Source organism: Candidimonas nitroreducens (genome assembly GCF_002209565.1).
Classification (GTDB): Bacteria; Pseudomonadota; Gammaproteobacteria; order Burkholderiales; family Burkholderiaceae_B; genus Candidimonas; species Candidimonas nitroreducens.
Genome location: NZ_NJIH01000005.1, coordinates 1 through 18,402 on the forward strand (window position 1 = coordinate 1; position 18,402 = coordinate 18,402).

Consider the following 18,402-nt stretch of genomic DNA (forward strand, 5'->3'; position numbering starts at 1 on the left):
GGCGTGCCCACCGCCATGTTCACGCCGCTGTTCGTGATCGCGCGCACCGCGGGCTGGGCCGCGCACATCCTCGAGCAGCGCGCCGACAACAAGATCATCCGCCCCACCGCCAACTACGTGGGCCCGGAAGACCGCAAGTTCGTGCCCATCGAAAAGCGCAAATAATAGGAAACCTGCTCCATGTCCTCGCCTATCTCGAACGTTCGGCCCGCGCCCGACCGGGTGCTGGTCGACATCGTCGACTACGTTCTCGACTACACGATCCAGAGCGATCTGGCCTACGAAACGGCGCGCAACTGCCTGATCGACACCCTGGGCTGCGGCCTGGAGGCGCTGGAATACCCGGCCTGCCGCAAGCTGCTCGGGCCCATCGTGCCGGGCACGGTGGTGCCGCACGGCGCCAAGGTGCCGGGCACCCAATTCCAGCTCGACCCGGTGCAGGCCGCCTTCAACATCGGCGCCATCATCCGCTGGCTCGACTTCAACGACACGTGGCTGGCCGCCGAATGGGGCCACCCGTCGGACAACCTGGGCGGCATCCTGGCCACGGCCGACTGGCTCTCGCGCACCGCGGTGGCCGCGGGCAAGGCGCCGCTGACCATGCGCGAGGTGCTTACCGGCATGATCAAGGCGCACGAGATCCAGGGCTGCATCGCGCTGGAAAACTCCTTCAACAAGGTCGGGCTGGATCACGTGGTGCTGGTCAAGGTGGCCTCGACCGCGGTGGTCTCGCAGATGCTGGGCCTGACGCGTGACGAGACGCTCAACGCCGTGTCGCTGGCCTGGGTCGACGGCCAGAGCCTGCGCACCTATCGCCACGCGCCGAACACCGGCAGCCGCAAGAGCTGGGCGGCGGGCGACGCCACCAGCCGCGCCGTGCGCCTGGCGCTGATGGCGCGCACCGGCGAGATGGGCTACCCTTCTGTGCTGACGGCCAAGACCTGGGGCTTCTACGACGTGCTGTTCAAGGGCCAGCCCTTCACGTTCCAGCGCCCCTACGGCAGCTACGTGATGGAAAACGTGCTGTTCAAGATCTCGTTTCCGGCCGAGTTCCACTCGCAGACCGCGGTGGAATGCGCCATGCAGCTGCACGACCAGCTCCAGGCGGCGGGCAAGTCGGCCGAGGACATCGAGAGAATCACCATCCGCACGCACGAGGCCTGCATCCGCATCATCGACAAGAAGGGGCCGCTGAACAACCCCGCCGACCGCGACCACTGCATCCAGTACATGGTGGCCGTGCCGGTGCTGTTCGGGCGGCTGACCGCGGCCGACTACGAAGACTCGGTGGCGGCCGACCCGCGCATCGACGCGCTGCGCGACAGAATCGTCTGCGTCGAAGACCCGGCCTTCACGCGCGACTACCACGACCCGGACAAGCGCTCGATCGCCAATGCCCTGACCGTGGAGTTCAAGGACGGCAGCAAGCTCGACGAGATCGTCTGCGAATACCCGATCGGCCACAAGCGCCGCCGCGCAGAGGGCATCCCGCTGCTGGAGGCCAAGTTCCGCACCAACCTGGCGCGCCAGTTCCCGGCCCGCCAGCAGCAGCGCATTCTGGAGGCCTCGCTCGACCAGAAGACGCTCGAGGCCATGCCCGTGCATGAGTACGTGGATTTGTACGTCATATAGGCAGCAGAGCTCGTCCGGCCGCCCGTGCGGCCGGCGCGCAGACGCACCCCGCCGTTGTCACAGCGGCGGGGTATTTTTTACCCTTGCCGCCTCCGCAGGCAACAAGTCAGGCGAAGCCCCGGCGCGCGGTTTTCGCCGGTAGCCGCGCTGCGGCGGCCCGGGCCCAACCAGGGTAAGCTATGGCCTGTATCCGCATAGAACCAAGGGACGCCGCGGCGCCCCGATATATCCGAGTATCCGAAGGAAATCCATGACCAGACACTACGACTACATTGCGATCGGCGCGGGCAGCGGCGGCATCGCTTCCGTCAACCGCGCCGCCATGTACGGCCGGAAATGCGCCTTGATCGAACGCGGGGAAATCGGCGGCACCTGCGTCAATGTGGGCTGCGTGCCCAAGAAGGTCATGTGGCATGCTGCGCAGGTGGCGGAAGCGATCCGCGCGTACGGCCCCGACTATGGCTTCGATACCACGGTGAATCGCTTCGATTGGGCGCGGCTGGTGCAAAACCGCAGCGCCTACATCGAGCGCATCCACCAGTCCTACCAGAACGGGCTGGACAAGAACAAGGTGGATCTGATCCCTGGCTTTGCGCGCTTCATCGACGCCCATACCGTCGAGGTCGGCGGCGAGCGCCTGTCGGCCGATCACATCCTGGTCGCCACCGGCTGCCGCCCCACCCGCCCCGACATTCCCGGCGCGGAACACGGCATCGACTCCGACGGCTTCTTCGAGCTGGATGAAATGCCGCGGCGCACCGCGGTGGTGGGCGCAGGCTACATCGCCGTCGAGCTGGCGGGCGTGCTCAACGCGCTGGGCTCGGAGACGCATTTGTTCGTGCGCAAGGACATGCCGCTGCGCCGCTTCGACCCGCTGCTGTCCGAGACCCTGGTCGAGGTCATGCAGGCCGAAGGCCCCGTCCTGCATCGCCGTGCAAGCCCCAAAGCCGTGGTGAAGAACGCCGACGGCAGCCTTACCCTGCAGCTGGCGGACGGCGCCAGCCAGACCGTGGACTGCCTGATCTGGGCCATAGGCCGCGAACCGGACACGTCCGGGCTGGATCTGGCTGCGGCCGGCGTGGCCTTGAACCAGCGCGGCTACATCGGCGTGGACAAATACCAGAACACCAATGTGCCGGGCGTCTACGCGGTCGGCGACATCACCGGCCAGGTCGAGTTGACCCCGGTGGCGGTGGCGGCCGGCCGCCGCTTGTCCGAGCGCCTGTTCAACGGCCGCCTTGACGAGCACCTGGACTACGAGAACATCCCGACCGTGGTGTTCAGCCACCCGCCGATCGGCACGGTCGGGCTCACCGAACCCGAGGCCCGCGCCAAATACGGCGACGCTGAAGTCAAAGTGTACAAATCTTCATTTACCGCCATGTACACGGCGGTAACACAGCACCGCCAGCCGGCGCGCATGAAACTCGTGTGTGTCGGCAAGGAAGAGCGCATCGTCGGCATCCACGGCATCGGCTTCGGCATGGACGAGATGCTGCAAGGCTTTGCCGTGGCGCTGAAAATGGGCGCCACCAAGAAAGACTTCGACGATACCGTGGCGATCCACCCGACCGCCTCCGAGGAATTCGTGACTATGCGGTGACTATGCGCGAAGGCCCGTTGACGCTAACAGTCTAGTCGCGCCAGCGGGCTTTGGTACCCCCAAGGGGCACAGCCAAGCCCGCCCGCATACTGCGGGCGGCCGGGCCCAAGCACACGCAGCAAGGCCGGAAGGGCCGGCCGCTAGTGCGCCTATGTAACCCTAATTGACGATGCGCCAGCTTGCGCCCTTGGCGCCTTCCTCGCGGAAGTTGAGCGTGATGGGGTATTCCTTGCCGCAGCCCTGCACCACCCACTGCTCGCTCCAGGTGCGCGACCCGGCGGTGCCGTTGGGTTTTTTCATGACGTAGGGCTGATAGCGCTCGGGGCTGCTGCAGCCTTCGGAGCGAACCTTGGCGGTCACGCCTATCAGGGCATCGCGGGCCAGTACCTGGTTGGCATAGCTGCCCTTCTCTATCGAGCCAGCGGGGGCGGCAGCCAAGGCCATGCCCGAAAGAGCCAGCGACGCTGCCGCGACGACCAAGCGGGCGGGGGAGTTCTTGCGCATGATATGTACCTCCGTTCGAAAGTATGGCCCGGATGGGAAGGATCTGGCCCGTAAGGGCGGGCAGATCAAGCCCGGCGGGAAGAACCCGGGCCGGGGAGATCCGGCCGGGGCTGGCGCATCCGGAAGCGGCGGTGCGGCGCTCCGCGCCGCCATGACGGCGGATCCTGAAAAGACCCATGAAAAAACAGTATAGTGTCTCCTCTAGGCCGCACAAGGGCCATACATAAGCTTTTACAATGCCTCGCGCCTCGCCACATATTGCTTGCGGCGCGCGTGCCCACGCAGTTTGCACCATGTCCAACGCCCTTTACGCATACCTACTTCCCATCGTCTTCTGGCTGTTCGCCGCTTGCTTCGCGTCCTCGTGCATCTCGGCCCTGACGCTGCTGCTGTTCACGCTGCGCAGAACCAACGAGGCCTTCCAGCATCCCTACCTGAAGCAGCAGCCATTCAAGCGCTACTCCTTTCCCATGCGCCTGTCCATACTCATGGACTATTTCTTCCGCATCTGCTTTCCCCGCAGCCGCTTCTGGCTGGTGGGCCAGGCCAACCAGCTGCTGGCGCATGTCGACCCCGAGCGCATTCCGACCAGCCTCAAGTGGCCCGTGGTCGGGCTGTGGGGCGGCTGCTACGTAGGGCTGGTGGCGATAATCGTGTTGTGGGCGATGCTGCTGATGAAGATGTAATGGGCCTGTAGCGCCGCGCCGCGCACGCCGGCCATACCGCAGCGCAGCACCGCCCGCCGGCCGCGGCACCCGCCACGCCTGTATCCAGGCCACGTCGCATCGGCACCCAGCCACGTCCCCAGGAACACCATGACCCGCAGCATTGCGCACAATACCGCCCGCCACCGCTACGAATATACCGAGGACGGCGCGCTGTGCGTGCTCGACTACGAGCTGCGCGATGCCGGCGCCATCATGGCGATCGTGCATACGGGCGTACCGGCGGCGGTCGGCGGGCGCGGCGTAGCCGCCGATCTTACCCGCGCCGCCCTGGACGACGCCCGCAGCCGCGGCCTGAAGGTACTGCCCCTGTGCAGCTACGCGGCGGCGTGGCTGCGGCGCCACCCCGAATACCAGGATCTGCTGAGCCGGCCATAAGGCACCGGCCGCCGGCCGCGCCCATGGCCGCCATAGCGGCCGCGGCCTGGTGTTGCACGTCCGCATCTTAAGTCTTATATAAGATATAAGACATTTGCCTCATCCCCTTCTTTACTCTTACAATCCCCCTGTTCAGGATCTTCTCAGTCCTTTTCCAACCCTTCTATTCAGGGCACCATCATGCTGGAATCCTACCGCCAACACGCCGCCGAACGCGCGGCGCTGGGCATCCCTCCCCTGGCTCTGTCCGCGCAGCAGACGGCAGACCTCATCGACCTGATCGAAAACCCGCCCGCCGGCGAGGCCGATTTCCTGCTCGACCTGCTGACCCATCGCGTCCCCGCCGGCGTGGACGACGCCGCCAAGGTGAAGGCCTCGTACCTGGCCGCCGTCGCCCTGGGCAAGCGCGCCTGTCCGCTGATCGACCCGCGCAAGGCCACCGAGCTGCTGGGCACCATGCTGGGCGGCTACAACATCGGCCCCCTGATCGAACTGCTGGACAACCCCGAACTCGGGCCCGTGGCCGCCGCAGGCCTGAAGAAGACGCTGCTGATGTTCGACGCCTTCCACGACGTGCAGGAAAAGGCCGAAAAGGGCAACGCCAACGCCAAGGCCGTGCTGCAGAGCTGGGCCGACGCGGAATGGTTCACCAGCCGCCCCGAAGTGCCCGAGAGCCTGATGATCACCGTCTTCAAGGTCAGCGGCGAAACCAATACCGACGATCTGTCGCCGGCGCCCGATGCCTGGAGCCGCCCCGACATTCCGCTGCATGCCCTGGCCATGCTGAAGAACCCGCGGCCCGGCATCGAGCCCCAGGAACCCGGCAAGGTCGGCCCCATCAAATTCATCGAAAGCCTGAAGGAAAAAGGCCATCTCGTGGCCTACGTGGGCGACGTGGTGGGCACGGGCTCGTCGCGCAAGTCGGCCACCAATTCGGTGCTCTGGCATACCGGCAAAGACATCCCCTTCGTGCCCAACAAGCGCTTCGGCGGCGTGTGCCTGGGCGGCAAGATCGCCCCCATTTTCTACAACACCATGGAAGACGACGGCGCCCTGCCGATCGAGCTGGACGTCTCGGGCATGGAAATGGGCGATGTCGTCGAGCTGCGCCCCTATGAAGGCAAGGCCCTGAAGAACGGCAAGGTCATCGCCGAATTCAGCGTCAAGTCCGACGTGCTGTTCGACGAAGTGCGCGCGGGCGGCCGCATCCCGCTGATCATCGGCCGCGGCCTGACCGCCAAGGCGCGCGAGGCGCTGGGCCTGGCGCCCTCGACCCTGTTCCGCCTGCCCGTGAACCCCGCCGACACCGGCAAGGGCTACACCCTGGCGCAGAAGATCGTGGGCCGCGCCTGCGGCCTGCCCGAAGGCAAGGGCATCCGCGCCGGCACTTACTGCGAACCGCGCATGACCTCGGTCGGCAGCCAGGACACCACCGGCCCCATGACCCGCGACGAACTGAAAGACTTGGCCTGCCTGGGCTTCTCGGCCGACCTGGTGATGCAGTCGTTCTGCCATACGGCCGCCTACCCCAAGCCCGTGGACATCAAGACGCACCACGAGCTGCCTGCCTTCATGAGCAACCGCGGCGGCGTGTCCCTGCGCCCGGGCGACGGCATCATCCACTCGTGGCTCAATCGCATGCTGCTGCCCGACACCGTGGGCACCGGCGGCGACTCGCACACGCGCTTCCCCATCGGCATCAGCTTCCCGGCCGGTTCCGGCCTGGTCGCCTTCGCCGCGGCCACCGGCGTCATGCCGCTGGACATGCCCGAATCGGTGCTGGTGCGCTTCAAGGGCACCATGCAGCCCGGCGTCACCCTGCGCGACCTGGTCAACGCCATCCCCCTGTACGCCATCAAGCAGGGCCTGCTCACCGTCGAGAAAAAGGGCAAGAAGAACATCTTCTCGGGCCGCATCCTGGAAATCGAGGGCCTGCCCAACCTCAAGGCCGAACAGGCCTTCGAACTGTCCGACGCCTCGGCCGAACGCTCGGCCGCCGGCTGCACCGTGCGCCTGAACAAAGAGCCCATCATCGAATACATCACCAGCAACGTCACGCTGCTGAAATGGATGATCGCCAACGGCTATGAAGACGAGCGCACCTTGGGCCGGCGCATTAAGGCCATGGAGGCTTGGCTGGCCAACCCGCAGCTGATCGAACCCGACGCCGACGCCGAATACGCCGCCGTCATCGAGATCGACCTGGCCGAGATCCATGAACCCATCATGGCCTGCCCCAACGACCCCGACGACGTCAAGACGCTGTCGGACGTGGCCGGCACGCAGATCGACGAGGTCTTCATCGGCAGCTGCATGACCAATATCGGCCACTTCCGCGCGGCCTCCAAGCTGCTCGAGGGCAAGCGCGACATCCCCGTCAAGCTCTGGGTGGCCCCGCCCACCAAGATGGATCAGAAACAGCTCACCGAGGAAGGCCATTACGGCGTGCTGGGCAGCGCCGGGGCGCGCATGGAGATGCCGGGCTGCTCGCTGTGCATGGGCAACCAGGCGCAGGTGCGCGAAGGCGCCACGGTCGTCTCGACCAGCACGCGCAACTTCCCCAACCGCCTGGGCAAGAACTCCAATGTGTTCCTGGCCTCGGCCGAACTGGCCGCCATCTGCTCGCGCCTGGGCCGCATCCCGACGCGCGAGGAATACATGGCCGACATTGGCGTCATCAACCAGAACGGCGACCAGATCTACCGCTACATGAACTTCGACCAGATCGAAGACTTCCGCGAAGTCGCCGACGCGGTCGGCGTCTGAGGCCCGGCGGGCCGCCCCGCGCGGGCGGGCCGCCGGCCCAGGCCGAAACTTCGTCCATGCCCGAAGGGCGCCCGCCGGCCGGCGGGCGCCCTTCTTCTTTGCGCACGGGCGGCCGCGGAAATTTATCGCCGCCAGCCCCTGCAAAACTGCGGGAAACAAGCCTAAAATGTAGTGGTCGCGATACGTTGGAGACACACGCGCCGGCGGCTCTGCATGCAGGCGCGCGATGCCGGCGGCGCGACGCCCGCAGACAAGCCGCCACGCAATGGCGGCGCGTCCCCCGGTTCCGGCGCGCCGCGCCTTATCCGGCCTCTTTCCGATCGCCTGCCTCTACGGAGCTCCTGCCATGCCGAACAACACGTTCAACAGCCTGCAAAAATTCAAGGTGGGGCGCAAGACGGCCCAATTCCATTCCCTGCCGGCCCTGGGCCGCAGCCTGGGAATCGACATGAAGCACCTGCCCGTATCCCTGCGTATCGTGCTCGAATCGGTGCTGCGCAACTGCGACGGCAGCAAAATCACCGAGCAGCACGTGCGCGAGCTGGCAGGCTGGCAGCCCAATGCCAAGCGCACGGCGGAAATCCCCTTCGTCGTGGCACGCGTGGTGCTGCAGGACTTCACCGGGGTGCCGCTGCTGGCCGACGTCGCCGCCATGCGCTCAGTGGCCGACCGCATGGGCAAAGACCCCAAGCGCATCGAACCCCTGGTGCCGGTCGACCTGGTGGTCGACCACTCCGTCATGATCGACTTCTTCGGCACCCGCAAAGCGCTGGGCCTGAACATGCAGGCCGAATTCCACCGCAACCGCGAGCGCTACCAGTTCCTCAAGTGGGGCATGCAGGCCTTCGACACCTTCGGCGTGGTGCCTCCGGGCGTGGGCATCGTGCACCAGGTCAACCTCGAATACCTGGCGCGCGGCGTGCACTATGACGCCAAGAACAAGCTGTACTACCCCGACACCCTGGTGGGCACCGACAGCCACACCACCATGATCAACGGCATCGGCGTGGTCGGCTGGGGCGTGGGCGGCATCGAGGCCGAGGCCGGTATGCTGGGCCAGCCCGTCTACATCCTGACCCCCGACGTGGTCGGCGTCGAACTCAAGGGCGAGCTGCGCGGCGGCGTCACCGCCACCGACCTGGTGCTCACCATTACCGAAATGCTGCGCAAAGAAAAAGTCGTCGGCAGCTTCGTCGAATTCTGCGGCCCCGGCACCTCCAGCCTGTCGGTCACCGACCGCGCCACCATCGGCAATATGGCGCCCGAATACGGCGCCACCATGGGCTTCTTCCCGGTCGACGACCGCACCATCGAATACTTCAAGGGCACCGGCCGCAGCAACGAAGAAATCGAAGCCCTCAAAGCCTACTTCAAGGCCCAGGAAATGTACGGTATTCCGCGCGCCAGCGACATCACCTACACCAAGCTGCTGACCCTGGATCTGTCCACCGTCACGCCCTCGCTGGCCGGCCCCAAGCGCCCGCAAGACCGCATCGAACTCGGCAAGGTCAAAGACACCTTCGCCGACCTGTATTCGCGCAAGACTGCTGACAACGGCTTCAACCAGCCTGCCGAAAACCTCGGCAAGACCTACACCACCAGCGCCGGCACGGAAATCCACAACGGCGACATCGTCATCGCCGCCATCACCTCCTGCACCAACACGTCCAACCCCAGCGTCATGCTGGCCGCCGGGCTGCTGGCCAAGAAGGCGGTCGAGGCCGGCCTCAAAGTGCCCAAGCGCATCAAGACCTCGCTCGCGCCCGGCTCGCGCGTGGTCACCGAATACCTCACCAAGACCGGCCTGCTGCCCTACCTCGAGAAACTCGGCTTCGACGTCGCCGCCTACGGCTGTACCACCTGCATCGGCAACGCCGGCGACCTCACCCCCGACATGAACCAGGCCATCAACGACGACAACCTGGTCTGCGCCGCCGTGCTCTCGGGCAACCGCAACTTCGAAGCGCGCATCCACCCCAACGTCAAGGCCAACTTCCTGGCCTCGCCGCCGCTGGTCGTGGCCTACGCCCTGGCCGGCACCATGCTGCGCGACCTCATGACCGAACCCGTCGGCAAGGGCAAAAAGGGCGACGTCTGGCTCGGCGACATCTGGCCCAGCAACGCCGAAGTGCAGGCGCTGCTCGGCCAGGCCATGGATCCCGAAGCCTTCCGCGCCAACTACAGCCAGATCAAGGCCAACCCGGGCAAACTCTGGCAGCAAGTGCCCGGCGTACAGGGCAACGTCTACGACTGGCCCGAGTCCACCTATATCGCCGAGCCGCCCTTCTTCACCGACTTCGGCATGCAGCCCACCCCCATGCCCCAGGTGCGCGGCGCCCGCGTGCTGGCCATCTTCGGCGATTCCGTCACCACCGACCACATCTCGCCGGCCGGCTCCATCAAAGAAAGCTCGCCCGCCGGCGTCTGGCTCAAGCAGCACGGCGTGGCCAAGCAAGACTTCAACAGCTACGGCTCGCGCCGCGGCAACCACGAAGTCATGATGCGCGGCACCTTCGCCAACGTGCGCATCAAGAACCTGATGATCCCCGCCAACCCCGACGGCAGCCGCTTCGAAGGCGGCGAAACCCTGCACCAGCCCGACGGCGCGCGCATGTCCATTTACGACGCGGCCATGAAATACGTGGCCGACGGCGTGCCCACGGTGGTCTTCGGCGGCGAAGAATACGGCACCGGCTCGTCGCGCGACTGGGCAGCCAAGGGCACCCAGCTGTTGGGCGTACAAGCCGTCATCGCGCGCAGCTTCGAGCGCATCCACCGCAGCAACCTGGTGGGTATGGGCGTGCTGCCCCTGCAGTTCAAGGGCCAGGACAGCGCCGCCTCGCTCGGCATCACCGGAGAAGAAACCTTCGACATCTCCGGCACCGAGAACGGCATCACGCCCCAGCAGGACGTCACGCTCACCATCCACCGCAAGGACGGCTCCACCCAGGAAGTCTCCATGCTGCTGCGCATCGACACCGCCACCGAAGTCGACTACTACCAGAACGGCGGCATCCTGCCCTACGTGCTGCGCGACCTGCTGGCCGCCTGACCGCAGCCGCAACCCCCGCCGGCAGCGCCGCATCCGCGGCCCTGCCGGCTGGCTGAGCCGGCGCGTCCTCGCCCCGGAAAATCACGCCTCATCTGCCTACGGCCGCCGTCCCTCGGGCCCGCAGCCCGGGACAGCGGGCGGATCCGCGCTGGTATTCCCGGCATAGCGACGGATGCCATCGGCCACGGCTTGTGTTGGCGCCTGGTAGCCATAGCAGTATGGAGGATCGGAAACCTTCCCGGGCTGGTAATCGCGCAGCACCGGCTTGGCAGCGCCCAGGTACAGGTTGTCGCGGACACGCAGGAAAGCCTTGTACCCGCGGGTGTAGTGATAGATGGGCAGGGTTCTTTCGTAATTCTTGCGATCCGACTCGCCATTTTCCAGGGCGCTGCGTGCGGCCGTATGGGGAATGTACTTGCAGTAGCGCCGCTGCACCCCTTCGACAGTAGGGAAGAACGGCGGCTCCTTGCAGGCGCGGTCGATGCGGTTGACGAATATATTGCCCTCCACCAGCGCTCGCGCCTCGAGGCTGAAACTCATGCCATAGAAATCCCAGTTCTCCAGCAGGTTGTTGAACAGATGTGCCGTGCCGAACTGCACACGCGGGTTGCGCTGGACAGTGTCCAGGAAATAGCAATGATGTATCGTCACCCGGGCAGCAGCATCGCGCGCGTAATGCGCATACAGATTCTTCGAGGTGATGTTGTTGATCAACATTACTTTATCGTCGTCATGGAACTTTACCCACGACAGGGTGACGTCGGTCGAGCCGTTTTTGACGTTCACCAGGCGATCGGCAAAACGCGAAAGATCCAGGTGATCCAGCCATACATCGTGCGACCCATTGGCGATATTGACCGCTTGCGAAAAAGTCTTCAGCTGTCCGTCGATAGTAAGGTGGGTGATAATGACGTCATGGCTGCGATAAATTCCCAAGCCATAGTCGAGCAGCGTGATGCGATGGCCGCGCCCATCGATGGTAATACCCGACGGCACGCGAATCTGCGACTGCAGGCGGATAGTCATGTCGGATCCAAACCGTATCCAGGTTGGGCCATGAGCCTGCTCTACCGCTGCGCGCAGCGTGCCCGGCCCCGCGTCGGCGTCCGAGGAAACGACCACTATCTTGCCCCCGAGTCCGCCGGCAGCCTTGCGCCCGTAGCCTTCCCGCAGCCCGAGCAGGCTCGAGACCATCGGGCAGGCGGCGCTCGCACTCGTCTTGCAATCAGGCCCCGCGGCCTGCACCGCTGCGCCAGATGCGGTGGCGGCAAAAGCGAACGCACAAACGGCCAGGCAACGCATAAACCTTGGCATGGACGACATCGTCAACCCTTCTCTGGCGCGCGGACATGGCGCCATATGCCGCCACTCAAGCGCAGGTTTTCGGGAGAGCCGGCAAGATGTTCGCGCAACAGCTGCAGGTATGCCTCCTGCCAGCGCAAGGCATAAGCTTCCACGTTTTCCCCCGGCTGCGCCTCGGGCAGGGCTTGCACCGAGTGAACGACACGGCCGTTTACCCAGCGCGGCGCGTAGAACATCGACGGCAGGCCAAGACGGTGCGCCGCACGCGCGGCAAAGCTGGAATATGTAATTTCCTGGCCCTCGAAGACGATGCGCGGCGCCGCAGGATTCGGCGCGCCGTCGACAGCCAGGCAAACCGCGTAGCCATCGGCCAACGCCCGCAGCATTGCCCTGCCGACCTGCGGATCGCTCTTGTCCGCCGTGGAGATCAGCGCCGATGCATAGCTGGTGCCGGCAATGCTGGGGGTGGACGAGATCCAGCGTGACGGCACTCCCAGCAGTTCCAGCACCATGAGGCCGGCGTACATTGGCCCGACATGCGCCGTCGCGACTACCATGCCGCGGCCATCCTCCAGGAATGGCTGCAAGAACGCCTCCAGTTCGTCCAGGCCATCGAGCACCTCCATGGCTTCTTCTTCCCGGCCCTGGCGGCATTCCAGCCATTCAAGAATAAGCTGGTCGGCCAGGTAGCCCCAGCGGGCGGCACGCTCCCATTGTTCACGATCCACGCCATCCTGGCCACGCCGCAACGACCAAGCCCAGTCCAGGCGGGCCAAGGGGATCGCCGACAAGGTCGAGGCATCATCCACCCGCCCCTCCAGTTCGCGCAGGGCCTGGGCAAACGTGCCGGGCAGACGATCCGCGCGCCCGCGCAGGTAGCGGTCAAACAGCCGGCCGGCCTGGTCGACGCGCCCGGCCTGAACCAGCGCAGCTGCCGCAGAACGCTGCCAGCGCGGACTATCCGGCGCAGCCTCAACCAGCTTGAGCGCCTGATCGGCCGCGTCCGCATGGCGCCCCGCGTAGCGCAACGCGCGAGCATACAGGCTGCGGGCCTGGACGAGTCCGGGCGCCAGTTCGCAGGCCTTGGACAGCGGGGCCAGCGCATCCACGTAGCGCCCCGTGCGCAGCAGCGTTTCTCCTTGCAGGGCATTCAATCGCAGATGTTCCGGCGACAGGCGCACACCCTCGGTGAAATGCAGCTGCGCGCGGGCGGCCTTGTCGGCCACGTAGCCTCGCTCCAGATGCGCCAGGCCCAGATGCATGCGCAACGCGGCACCGTCGAGGCCGGCCGCCAGGGCGGCCTCGCCCGCGTCGATGGCCGCACCGATACGCCGGTCGGCTGCCAGCGCCTGCACAGCGGCGGCAGCCACGCGTTCGTTGGCGAACTGTGTGGCGTCGAAGCCGGCAGCCATCCCGGCCGCCGCCCCGGCCTGGCCGCCGCGCAGCAAGGCCGCCAGCCACAAATGCGCATTCGGCAGATCCGCAGCGGCCAGGCCGGCGGTATCACGGGCCACAGCAGCTGCATCAAGCTCGCGGCTGGCCAGAAGACGCAGCTGGATGCGGGCCCCCTGGAGGTCGGGATCCATCGGCGCGATCGCCGCAGCCTCGTCGGCGCATTCCACAGCTTCGTCCCAGCACTTCAAGCGCCCCAGTACGCTGGCGAGAGTCCTGCGGTCATCGGCGATGTCCCGATAAGCCTGCACCAGGACACGCAACAGCGGCACCGCGCGTGCCAATTCCCCCTTGCGGATGAGAGGCGCGATCGCCAAGCGGCGCATATCCACGCGTCCGCCCGCCTCCTTGACCAAGGCCGCATCAATGCGATCGTCCTGCACGCCGTGGCCAGCACCGCCCACCGCGCCAGCCTGCCGCGCCGCCACCGCTCCATCACCGTCGGCCAGGCGCAGCCGCGCAATAGCGCACAAGAGGCGTGCCGACGCATCTGGCGGCGCGCCAGCACTCCTGGCATCTTTAAAACTGGCCAGCCCCGCCCGCCAGTCCCCGGTGCGGACAAGGCGCCGCATGGTGGTGAACGCATCGCCGCCGGAACCGGCCATCTCAGCCATGCCGGAATTCCCGCAGCAGGCTTTCGGCCAGGCGCAGCATCAGTGCCAGGACAAACCCGGCTGCCAGCGCCTCGAGCAACATGACAAGCAAGCCGGGGCCGGCGGGATGATGCGAAGGGATAGGGCGCGAAATGACACTCAGGTAGCGCTGCAGCTTCATGGTCTCGGTAAACGCCAATTGGTAATTCTGGCGGGCTGCCGAGAGATTTTCGTCGGCGAACGTCTGTGCATTCTTCAACGCCGAATAAGTTTTCAGCTGGCCCGCCTCGGTATCGCCCTTGCCGCTGACTCGCTGGCGCAGGGATTTGATCCGCTTGCGCAGCGCATCCACCTCCAGCTCCGCCGGGCGTAGCATGGGATTCTCCGGGTTGCCGATGGCCTGGATCTTGGCCAGCTTGATCTGAGCAGCGGTCAGCTGTCCCTCAAGCTGGCCGATGACGTTGAGCATCATCCCTGCATAAGCTTCCGGGTCGATATTGGCATGCGCCACCCGCCACTGCGTCAATGCCTCGCGCGCGCTCGAAGACGCCTTCTCGGCCATGGCCACGGACCGCTTGCTGACTTTCAGGGCGTCGACCAGGCCCTTGTGATCCACATTGTTCACGAACTGCTGCGCCAGCTGGATGAGGGCCGCGGAGATCTGCGCGGCATCCCCGGCGGAGTATGCGCTGACCGTCAACACATTGATCTGCTCCATGACGTTGTAGGAAGCCTTCACCATGGATTGATAAGACCGGTAGAGGGAATCTTCAGTGGCATCGGGAGCAAGGTGGTTGAAAGGGTCGATGCCTCCATGCGACAGGAAACGACGCAAGCCTATCTTGAGGTCGAGTTGCTGCATGCAATCCCTGGACATGAGGAAATTGCTCACAGCCCATCCATCCACGAAACCCTGGCCGGCCGCGCCGAGGCCGCCGCCCATCGTCAGCAGGCTGCCGCCGACCCCGGATCCGGCCATGGACTGGCCGTACCCGGACTGGACGGCAAAGCGGCTCTGCGCTTCATAGCGCGGTACGGCGATGAACAGCTTGTATAGTGCGACGAGTACAACCGGCGCCAGCACCACGGCCACGTTGACCCAGCGGCGCCGGCGGCGCCGCTGCAGGGAAATTTCACGCTCGTGACGGCGTTGCTCGATGCCGGGTTCCGTTTCAGGCATCGAACTGCCCTTGCCCAAAGCTGCTGCCGGTGAGGTCTGGTTCAGGATCCGCGGATTCGTTTCGGAATGGTCTGGAGGGAAATTCTCGAATGTGCTGGTCAAGGTCATCTTCAATCCTGAAGCCCCCTCGCTCGTGAATCAGGGCCTTGGTGCAATAATCAGCCATCTGATTGCGGCGATAGGTGGAAAAAATCAAGGTTCGGCCAACGAGCCGCTCTTCGAACAACGCCAGCCAGAGCCGCGTGAAACGGCAGGGTTCGAAAGGCATCGCGCCGTCGATGATGTAGACGTCGAAGGCCGGTGCCAGCGCCAGCGCGAAAGAAAACTCCTGACGCATGTACAAGGGCCAGTCCTCGATGGGCCGGACAAGGTATTCCGGGCTGCTGACGAGGTCACCCACAGTGTCCATGGCCAGCGAGGGATCGATGTCATAAAGCGTGCAGACGAACTCGATCATCCGCAACCCGGAAACCTTGCCGCGCACGAAGCCCTGTCGGCCGATAGGCCAGGACACCCGCCCTTCATGCGCAACGAAGCCACGAAGCGGCGGACGCAGCCCGGCCAGCACGTCGATCAGTGCCCGGTGCAGTTCCGGCGTGCGTGACAGCACGGCATATCGCCCCTGGGCGATATCCAGAGAAGCGTCTGACAGCATGGGACGGCGAGCGCCGAAAACATAGGGGTAGTCGCTGACACTGTTCAGGGAAATCATCGTGCCCTCACATCGGCTGTACGTCACGCCGAACCAGCCGCTCTGCAGCAGCTGCCAGGACGGCCATGAATACCAGGGAGACGAGGAAATAGGCGCGACTCGCGTCCTGCGAGGTATAACTGGCGAAGTAGGCCGACCGCAGCAACTGCATGCCATGCGCGAACGGCGACCAAAGTAGATATTTGCGGTACTGCTCCGGCAGTTGTTCGGAAACGAAAAACACGCTCGAGCACACTTCCACGAAGCGTTCGATGACGGGAGCCAGCCTGAGGTAGAAGCGCCACCTGGTGGCAATTGCACCGAACAGCACCCCCACCGTCGCACCGGCAGCGCCCATCATCACGACGTAGAAGATGAAGCCCGCCCAAGCGACCGGCAAGGTGATCAGATCCAGGGCATGCCCGGCGGAAAGCAGGACGGCATAGACCACGACATAGATCATCAGGTACACGGCCGACTGCGACAAGGCTACGGCCAGCGGCGACACATCCTGCAGGTTCAGCAGGCCACGCGCCGAGACGTAACCGGTGCTGGTGCGGAATATGATCTGGCGGAACATGATCCAAGTAGTGGCGCCCAGCAAGGAAAATGTCGGCACATCCATGCCCAGGATGTAATGGGTTCCCGTCAGGAAATACATCATGGAAATGAGGGAAAGCAGCACTGCCGGGCCAAACAAGGCCCATATCAGCGCAATACGGCTCTCACCCTGGATGAGGTGCAGCTGCAGGACTATCAATGCAGCCAATACGACGAAAGGCGAGCGCCCGGAACGCAGCTGTCCGCCATGCTGGCCCGCATGCAGCCCGTCCAGGCGCATCCGCAGGACGGCCAGATCCGCGGCCTCGGCTCGAGGCAGATCCACGGCCAGCGGCTGATCGCGCCGAGTCGCCTCGCGGCGCGCCTCGCGGGCCTGCTCCACAGCGCGCCGTCGGCGACGTTGCGCCAGCGCATTCAGTTGCTGCCGCCGGGCCTGCTCGAGCCCAGCCGGCTCATAGCCCGCCGCGTACACGTCAAACCCGGAACGAATATCCTCCTCGAGAAGACGTACGATGGTGCGCACCGTGCGCAGGCGGAAATCGCGAACCTCGGACGGCAATCGCGCGTTCCCGCGCTCCAGATCCGCCTGTTCCGCCGCGTAGATGCGGCGACGCTCTGCGGGGTTGGCATCGGGAATGCCGGACAGACGCTGCAGGATTCGCGCCAGGACGCGGCCGGCCAGGGCCTCCTCATCCGCGGGCGAGGAAGCGGCAGCCCCCTCCATCCTGGAAGCCGTGTCGCGCCCGCGCAGCGGTACCCCTTCGCCCACCACGTAATCAGGCACCTTGCTGCGGCTCTTCCAGTTCCGGATCCGATCCTCGATACCCATCCGGCACGCCTATTGCGACAAGGTAGCGGCCGACTGTGCCGTCCCGAGCGTGCCGCTGAATACCGACAACAGCTTGCGCACCTGAGTGAACGGTGCATCCGAAACATAGAGCGCATCGCCATCATGCACCATGAAGTGCCCCGCCAAGGCTATCTGCTGGGGTTTGGTAAAGTCGAAGCGGTAGATGACGGGCCGTTTTCCACCCACCATGTCGCCGGAGCCCTTCAGCAAGAAGACCGCTTGTGGATTGGCCAGCAAATCGTTCAGGCCGTGTGCCTTGCCCAGCGCATCAAGCACGCTGAAATCCGGCCGGGTCAAGGGAACCGTTCCCTGCAGGCCGGCCGCGCCCAGCACCGTCACCCGATTGAGCATGTCATGCACGATGACCAGGTCGCCGGGCCGCAATGCAATGTCCTGTCGCCCGTCGCGATAGATCTCGCTCAAGCGCACCGAGCCACTACGCCCCCCGCGGCGCAGCGTCACGACAAGTTGCTGGGGGGCAGTCTGATTGGGTGCTATCAGTCCGAGCAGCCCGCTCAGGCGCTGCATGGAACCGCTGATGGGATAGGCGCCCGGCTTGCCCACATCCCCCTGCGCCACGACCATCTGCCCACCCGGGTTGGAACGCTGCACACTCGCGTCCGACCCCAGCACCAGTTTGTCCAGCCGCTTCATGATGGCATCGCGCAATTGCGCCGGGGTCAATCCGGCCGCGCGGAAAGACCCCAGGTACGGCAGGGAAATGCGGCCGCTGTAACCAAGCATCTGGTCGCCGAAATCCGTCATCCCGTTCTGCCCGGCTGGGAATACCTCCAGGCCGTCATGCTCCCAGATCACGATGTGTACGCTGTCGCCCGGCTTCAGCCGGTCGTAGTCGACCGGCCGGGCAGACAGAAACTCGGCTGGGAAACCTGCTTTGCGCGACACTTGCGAGGCGCGGGCCAGGGCCGGTGTGGCATCGACCAGGTCGACGGCGCCTTGCTGATCCGCATCCTGCATCTCGCCCAGCATCGGCCCGCTGCGCGGCAAACCACAACCCGACAGGACGAGGCACAGCGCCGCCGCTACGCTAAACCCGATGAGCCGGCACCGGCGCCGACGCAGTAATACCTGGCGGCAAAATCCGCCATTCAC

General features: G+C 65.3%; 14 protein-coding genes. 7 read left to right on the top strand and 7 right to left on the bottom strand.

Annotated features, from left to right (window positions below; translation table 11 throughout):
• The 3 genes from CEY11_RS09975 to gorA form a co-directional block, all read left to right on the top strand.
• Positions 1 to 165, top strand: a 165-nt coding sequence (locus tag CEY11_RS09975) for a citrate/2-methylcitrate synthase (protein ID WP_332888364.1), incomplete at its 5' end; no start/stop codon positions are given.
• A 15-nt stretch (positions 166 to 180) separates the two neighbouring features.
• Positions 181 to 1,632, top strand: a complete 1,452-nt coding sequence (locus CEY11_RS09980) for a bifunctional 2-methylcitrate dehydratase/aconitate hydratase (protein ID WP_088603255.1) — start codon at positions 181 to 183, stop codon at positions 1,630 to 1,632.
• 250 nt (positions 1,633 to 1,882) lie between these two features.
• Entirely contained in the window at positions 1,883 to 3,235 is a 1,353-nt protein-coding gene (gorA, locus tag CEY11_RS09985) for a glutathione-disulfide reductase (RefSeq protein WP_088603256.1), read from the top strand.
• A 159-nt stretch (positions 3,236 to 3,394) separates the two neighbouring features.
• Here the strand turns inward: gorA and CEY11_RS09990 are convergent, their stop codons facing one another.
• On the bottom strand, positions 3,395 to 3,739 hold the full coding sequence (locus CEY11_RS09990) for a hypothetical protein (RefSeq protein ID WP_088603257.1): 345 nt from the start codon (positions 3,737 to 3,739) through the stop codon (positions 3,395 to 3,397).
• Positions 3,740 to 4,032: 293 nt separating this feature from the next.
• On the opposite strand from CEY11_RS09990, the gene CEY11_RS09995 reads away from it, so the two are divergent.
• From CEY11_RS09995 to acnA, 4 genes are all read left to right on the top strand, one after another.
• Complete coding sequence (locus tag CEY11_RS09995; protein ID WP_088603258.1) at positions 4,033 to 4,425, top strand: hypothetical protein; 393 nt, start codon at positions 4,033 to 4,035, stop codon at positions 4,423 to 4,425.
• A 129-nt stretch (positions 4,426 to 4,554) separates the two neighbouring features.
• Complete coding sequence (locus tag CEY11_RS10000; protein WP_088603259.1) at positions 4,555 to 4,842, top strand: GNAT family N-acetyltransferase; 288 nt, start codon at positions 4,555 to 4,557, stop codon at positions 4,840 to 4,842.
• 180 nt (positions 4,843 to 5,022) lie between these two features.
• The gene (gene acnB / locus CEY11_RS10005; RefSeq protein WP_088603260.1) at positions 5,023 to 7,608 is read left to right on the top strand and encodes a bifunctional aconitate hydratase 2/2-methylisocitrate dehydratase; all 2,586 of its coding nucleotides are present in this window, start codon (positions 5,023 to 5,025) and stop codon (positions 7,606 to 7,608) included.
• 346 nt (positions 7,609 to 7,954) lie between these two features.
• Positions 7,955 to 10,660, top strand: a complete 2,706-nt coding sequence (gene acnA, locus CEY11_RS10010; protein ID WP_088603261.1) for an aconitate hydratase AcnA — start codon at positions 7,955 to 7,957, stop codon at positions 10,658 to 10,660.
• 96 nt (positions 10,661 to 10,756) lie between these two features.
• Here the strand turns inward: acnA and CEY11_RS10015 are convergent, their stop codons facing one another.
• From CEY11_RS10015 to CEY11_RS10040, 6 genes are read right to left on the bottom strand one after another with little or no spacing between them, the layout of a single operon-like run.
• Positions 10,757 to 11,962: a pectate lyase family protein gene (locus CEY11_RS10015; RefSeq protein ID WP_088603262.1), complete on the bottom strand. Its 1,206-nt coding sequence runs from the start codon at positions 11,960 to 11,962 to the stop codon at positions 10,757 to 10,759.
• A gap of 23 nt (positions 11,963 to 11,985) precedes the next feature.
• Positions 11,986 to 14,028 carry a Vi polysaccharide transport protein VexE gene (locus tag CEY11_RS10020; RefSeq protein ID WP_233154824.1) on the bottom strand — a complete coding sequence of 681 codons (2,043 nt, stop codon included), beginning with the start codon at positions 14,026 to 14,028 and terminating at the stop codon, positions 11,986 to 11,988.
• On the bottom strand, positions 14,021 to 15,187 hold the full coding sequence (locus tag CEY11_RS10025) for a sugar ABC transporter (RefSeq protein ID WP_233154825.1): 1,167 nt from the start codon (positions 15,185 to 15,187) through the stop codon (positions 14,021 to 14,023). The genes CEY11_RS10020 and CEY11_RS10025 overlap by 8 nt, the downstream gene beginning before the upstream one ends.
• Entirely contained in the window at positions 15,180 to 15,899 is a 720-nt protein-coding gene (locus CEY11_RS10030; protein WP_088603263.1) for a P-loop NTPase family protein, read from the bottom strand. The genes CEY11_RS10025 and CEY11_RS10030 overlap by 8 nt, the downstream gene beginning before the upstream one ends.
• Positions 15,900 to 15,906: 7 nt before the next feature.
• On the bottom strand, positions 15,907 to 17,268 hold the full coding sequence (locus tag CEY11_RS10035) for an ABC transporter permease (protein WP_088603264.1): 1,362 nt from the start codon (positions 17,266 to 17,268) through the stop codon (positions 15,907 to 15,909).
• Positions 17,269 to 17,277: 9 nt separating this feature from the next.
• A complete protein-coding gene (locus CEY11_RS10040) occupies positions 17,278 to 18,279 on the bottom strand; it encodes a polysaccharide biosynthesis/export family protein (RefSeq protein ID WP_158215263.1) in 1,002 nt (333 codons plus the stop codon).
• Between the last annotated feature and the right edge of the window lie 123 nt (positions 18,280 to 18,402).

What these genes read in the sequence shown, in the direction of transcription:
- gorA (WP_088603256.1), top strand. Translation starts at nt 1,883, where the DNA reads ATGACCAGACACTACGACTACATTGCGATCGGCGCGGGCAGCGGCGGC.
- CEY11_RS09990 (WP_088603257.1), bottom strand. Translation starts at nt 3,739, where the DNA reads ATGCGCAAGAACTCCCCCGCCCGCTTGGTCGTCGCGGCAGCGTCGCTG.
- CEY11_RS10015 (WP_088603262.1), bottom strand. Translation starts at nt 11,962, where the DNA reads ATGCGTTGCCTGGCCGTTTGTGCGTTCGCTTTTGCCGCCACCGCATCT.
- CEY11_RS09980 (WP_088603255.1), top strand. Translation starts at nt 181, where the DNA reads ATGTCCTCGCCTATCTCGAACGTTCGGCCCGCGCCCGACCGGGTGCTG.
- CEY11_RS10000 (WP_088603259.1), top strand. Translation starts at nt 4,555, where the DNA reads ATGACCCGCAGCATTGCGCACAATACCGCCCGCCACCGCTACGAATAT.
- CEY11_RS10025 (WP_233154825.1), bottom strand. Translation starts at nt 15,187, where the DNA reads ATGCCTGAAACGGAACCCGGCATCGAGCAACGCCGTCACGAGCGTGAA.
- CEY11_RS09995 (WP_088603258.1), top strand. Translation starts at nt 4,033, where the DNA reads ATGTCCAACGCCCTTTACGCATACCTACTTCCCATCGTCTTCTGGCTG.
- acnB (WP_088603260.1), top strand. Translation starts at nt 5,023, where the DNA reads ATGCTGGAATCCTACCGCCAACACGCCGCCGAACGCGCGGCGCTGGGC.
- CEY11_RS10040 (WP_158215263.1), bottom strand. Translation starts at nt 18,279, where the DNA reads ATGCTGGGCGAGATGCAGGATGCGGATCAGCAAGGCGCCGTCGACCTG.
- CEY11_RS10020 (WP_233154824.1), bottom strand. Translation starts at nt 14,028, where the DNA reads ATGGCTGAGATGGCCGGTTCCGGCGGCGATGCGTTCACCACCATGCGG.
- acnA (WP_088603261.1), top strand. Translation starts at nt 7,955, where the DNA reads ATGCCGAACAACACGTTCAACAGCCTGCAAAAATTCAAGGTGGGGCGC.
- CEY11_RS10030 (WP_088603263.1), bottom strand. Translation starts at nt 15,899, where the DNA reads ATGATTTCCCTGAACAGTGTCAGCGACTACCCCTATGTTTTCGGCGCT.
- CEY11_RS10035 (WP_088603264.1), bottom strand. Translation starts at nt 17,268, where the DNA reads ATGGGTATCGAGGATCGGATCCGGAACTGGAAGAGCCGCAGCAAGGTG.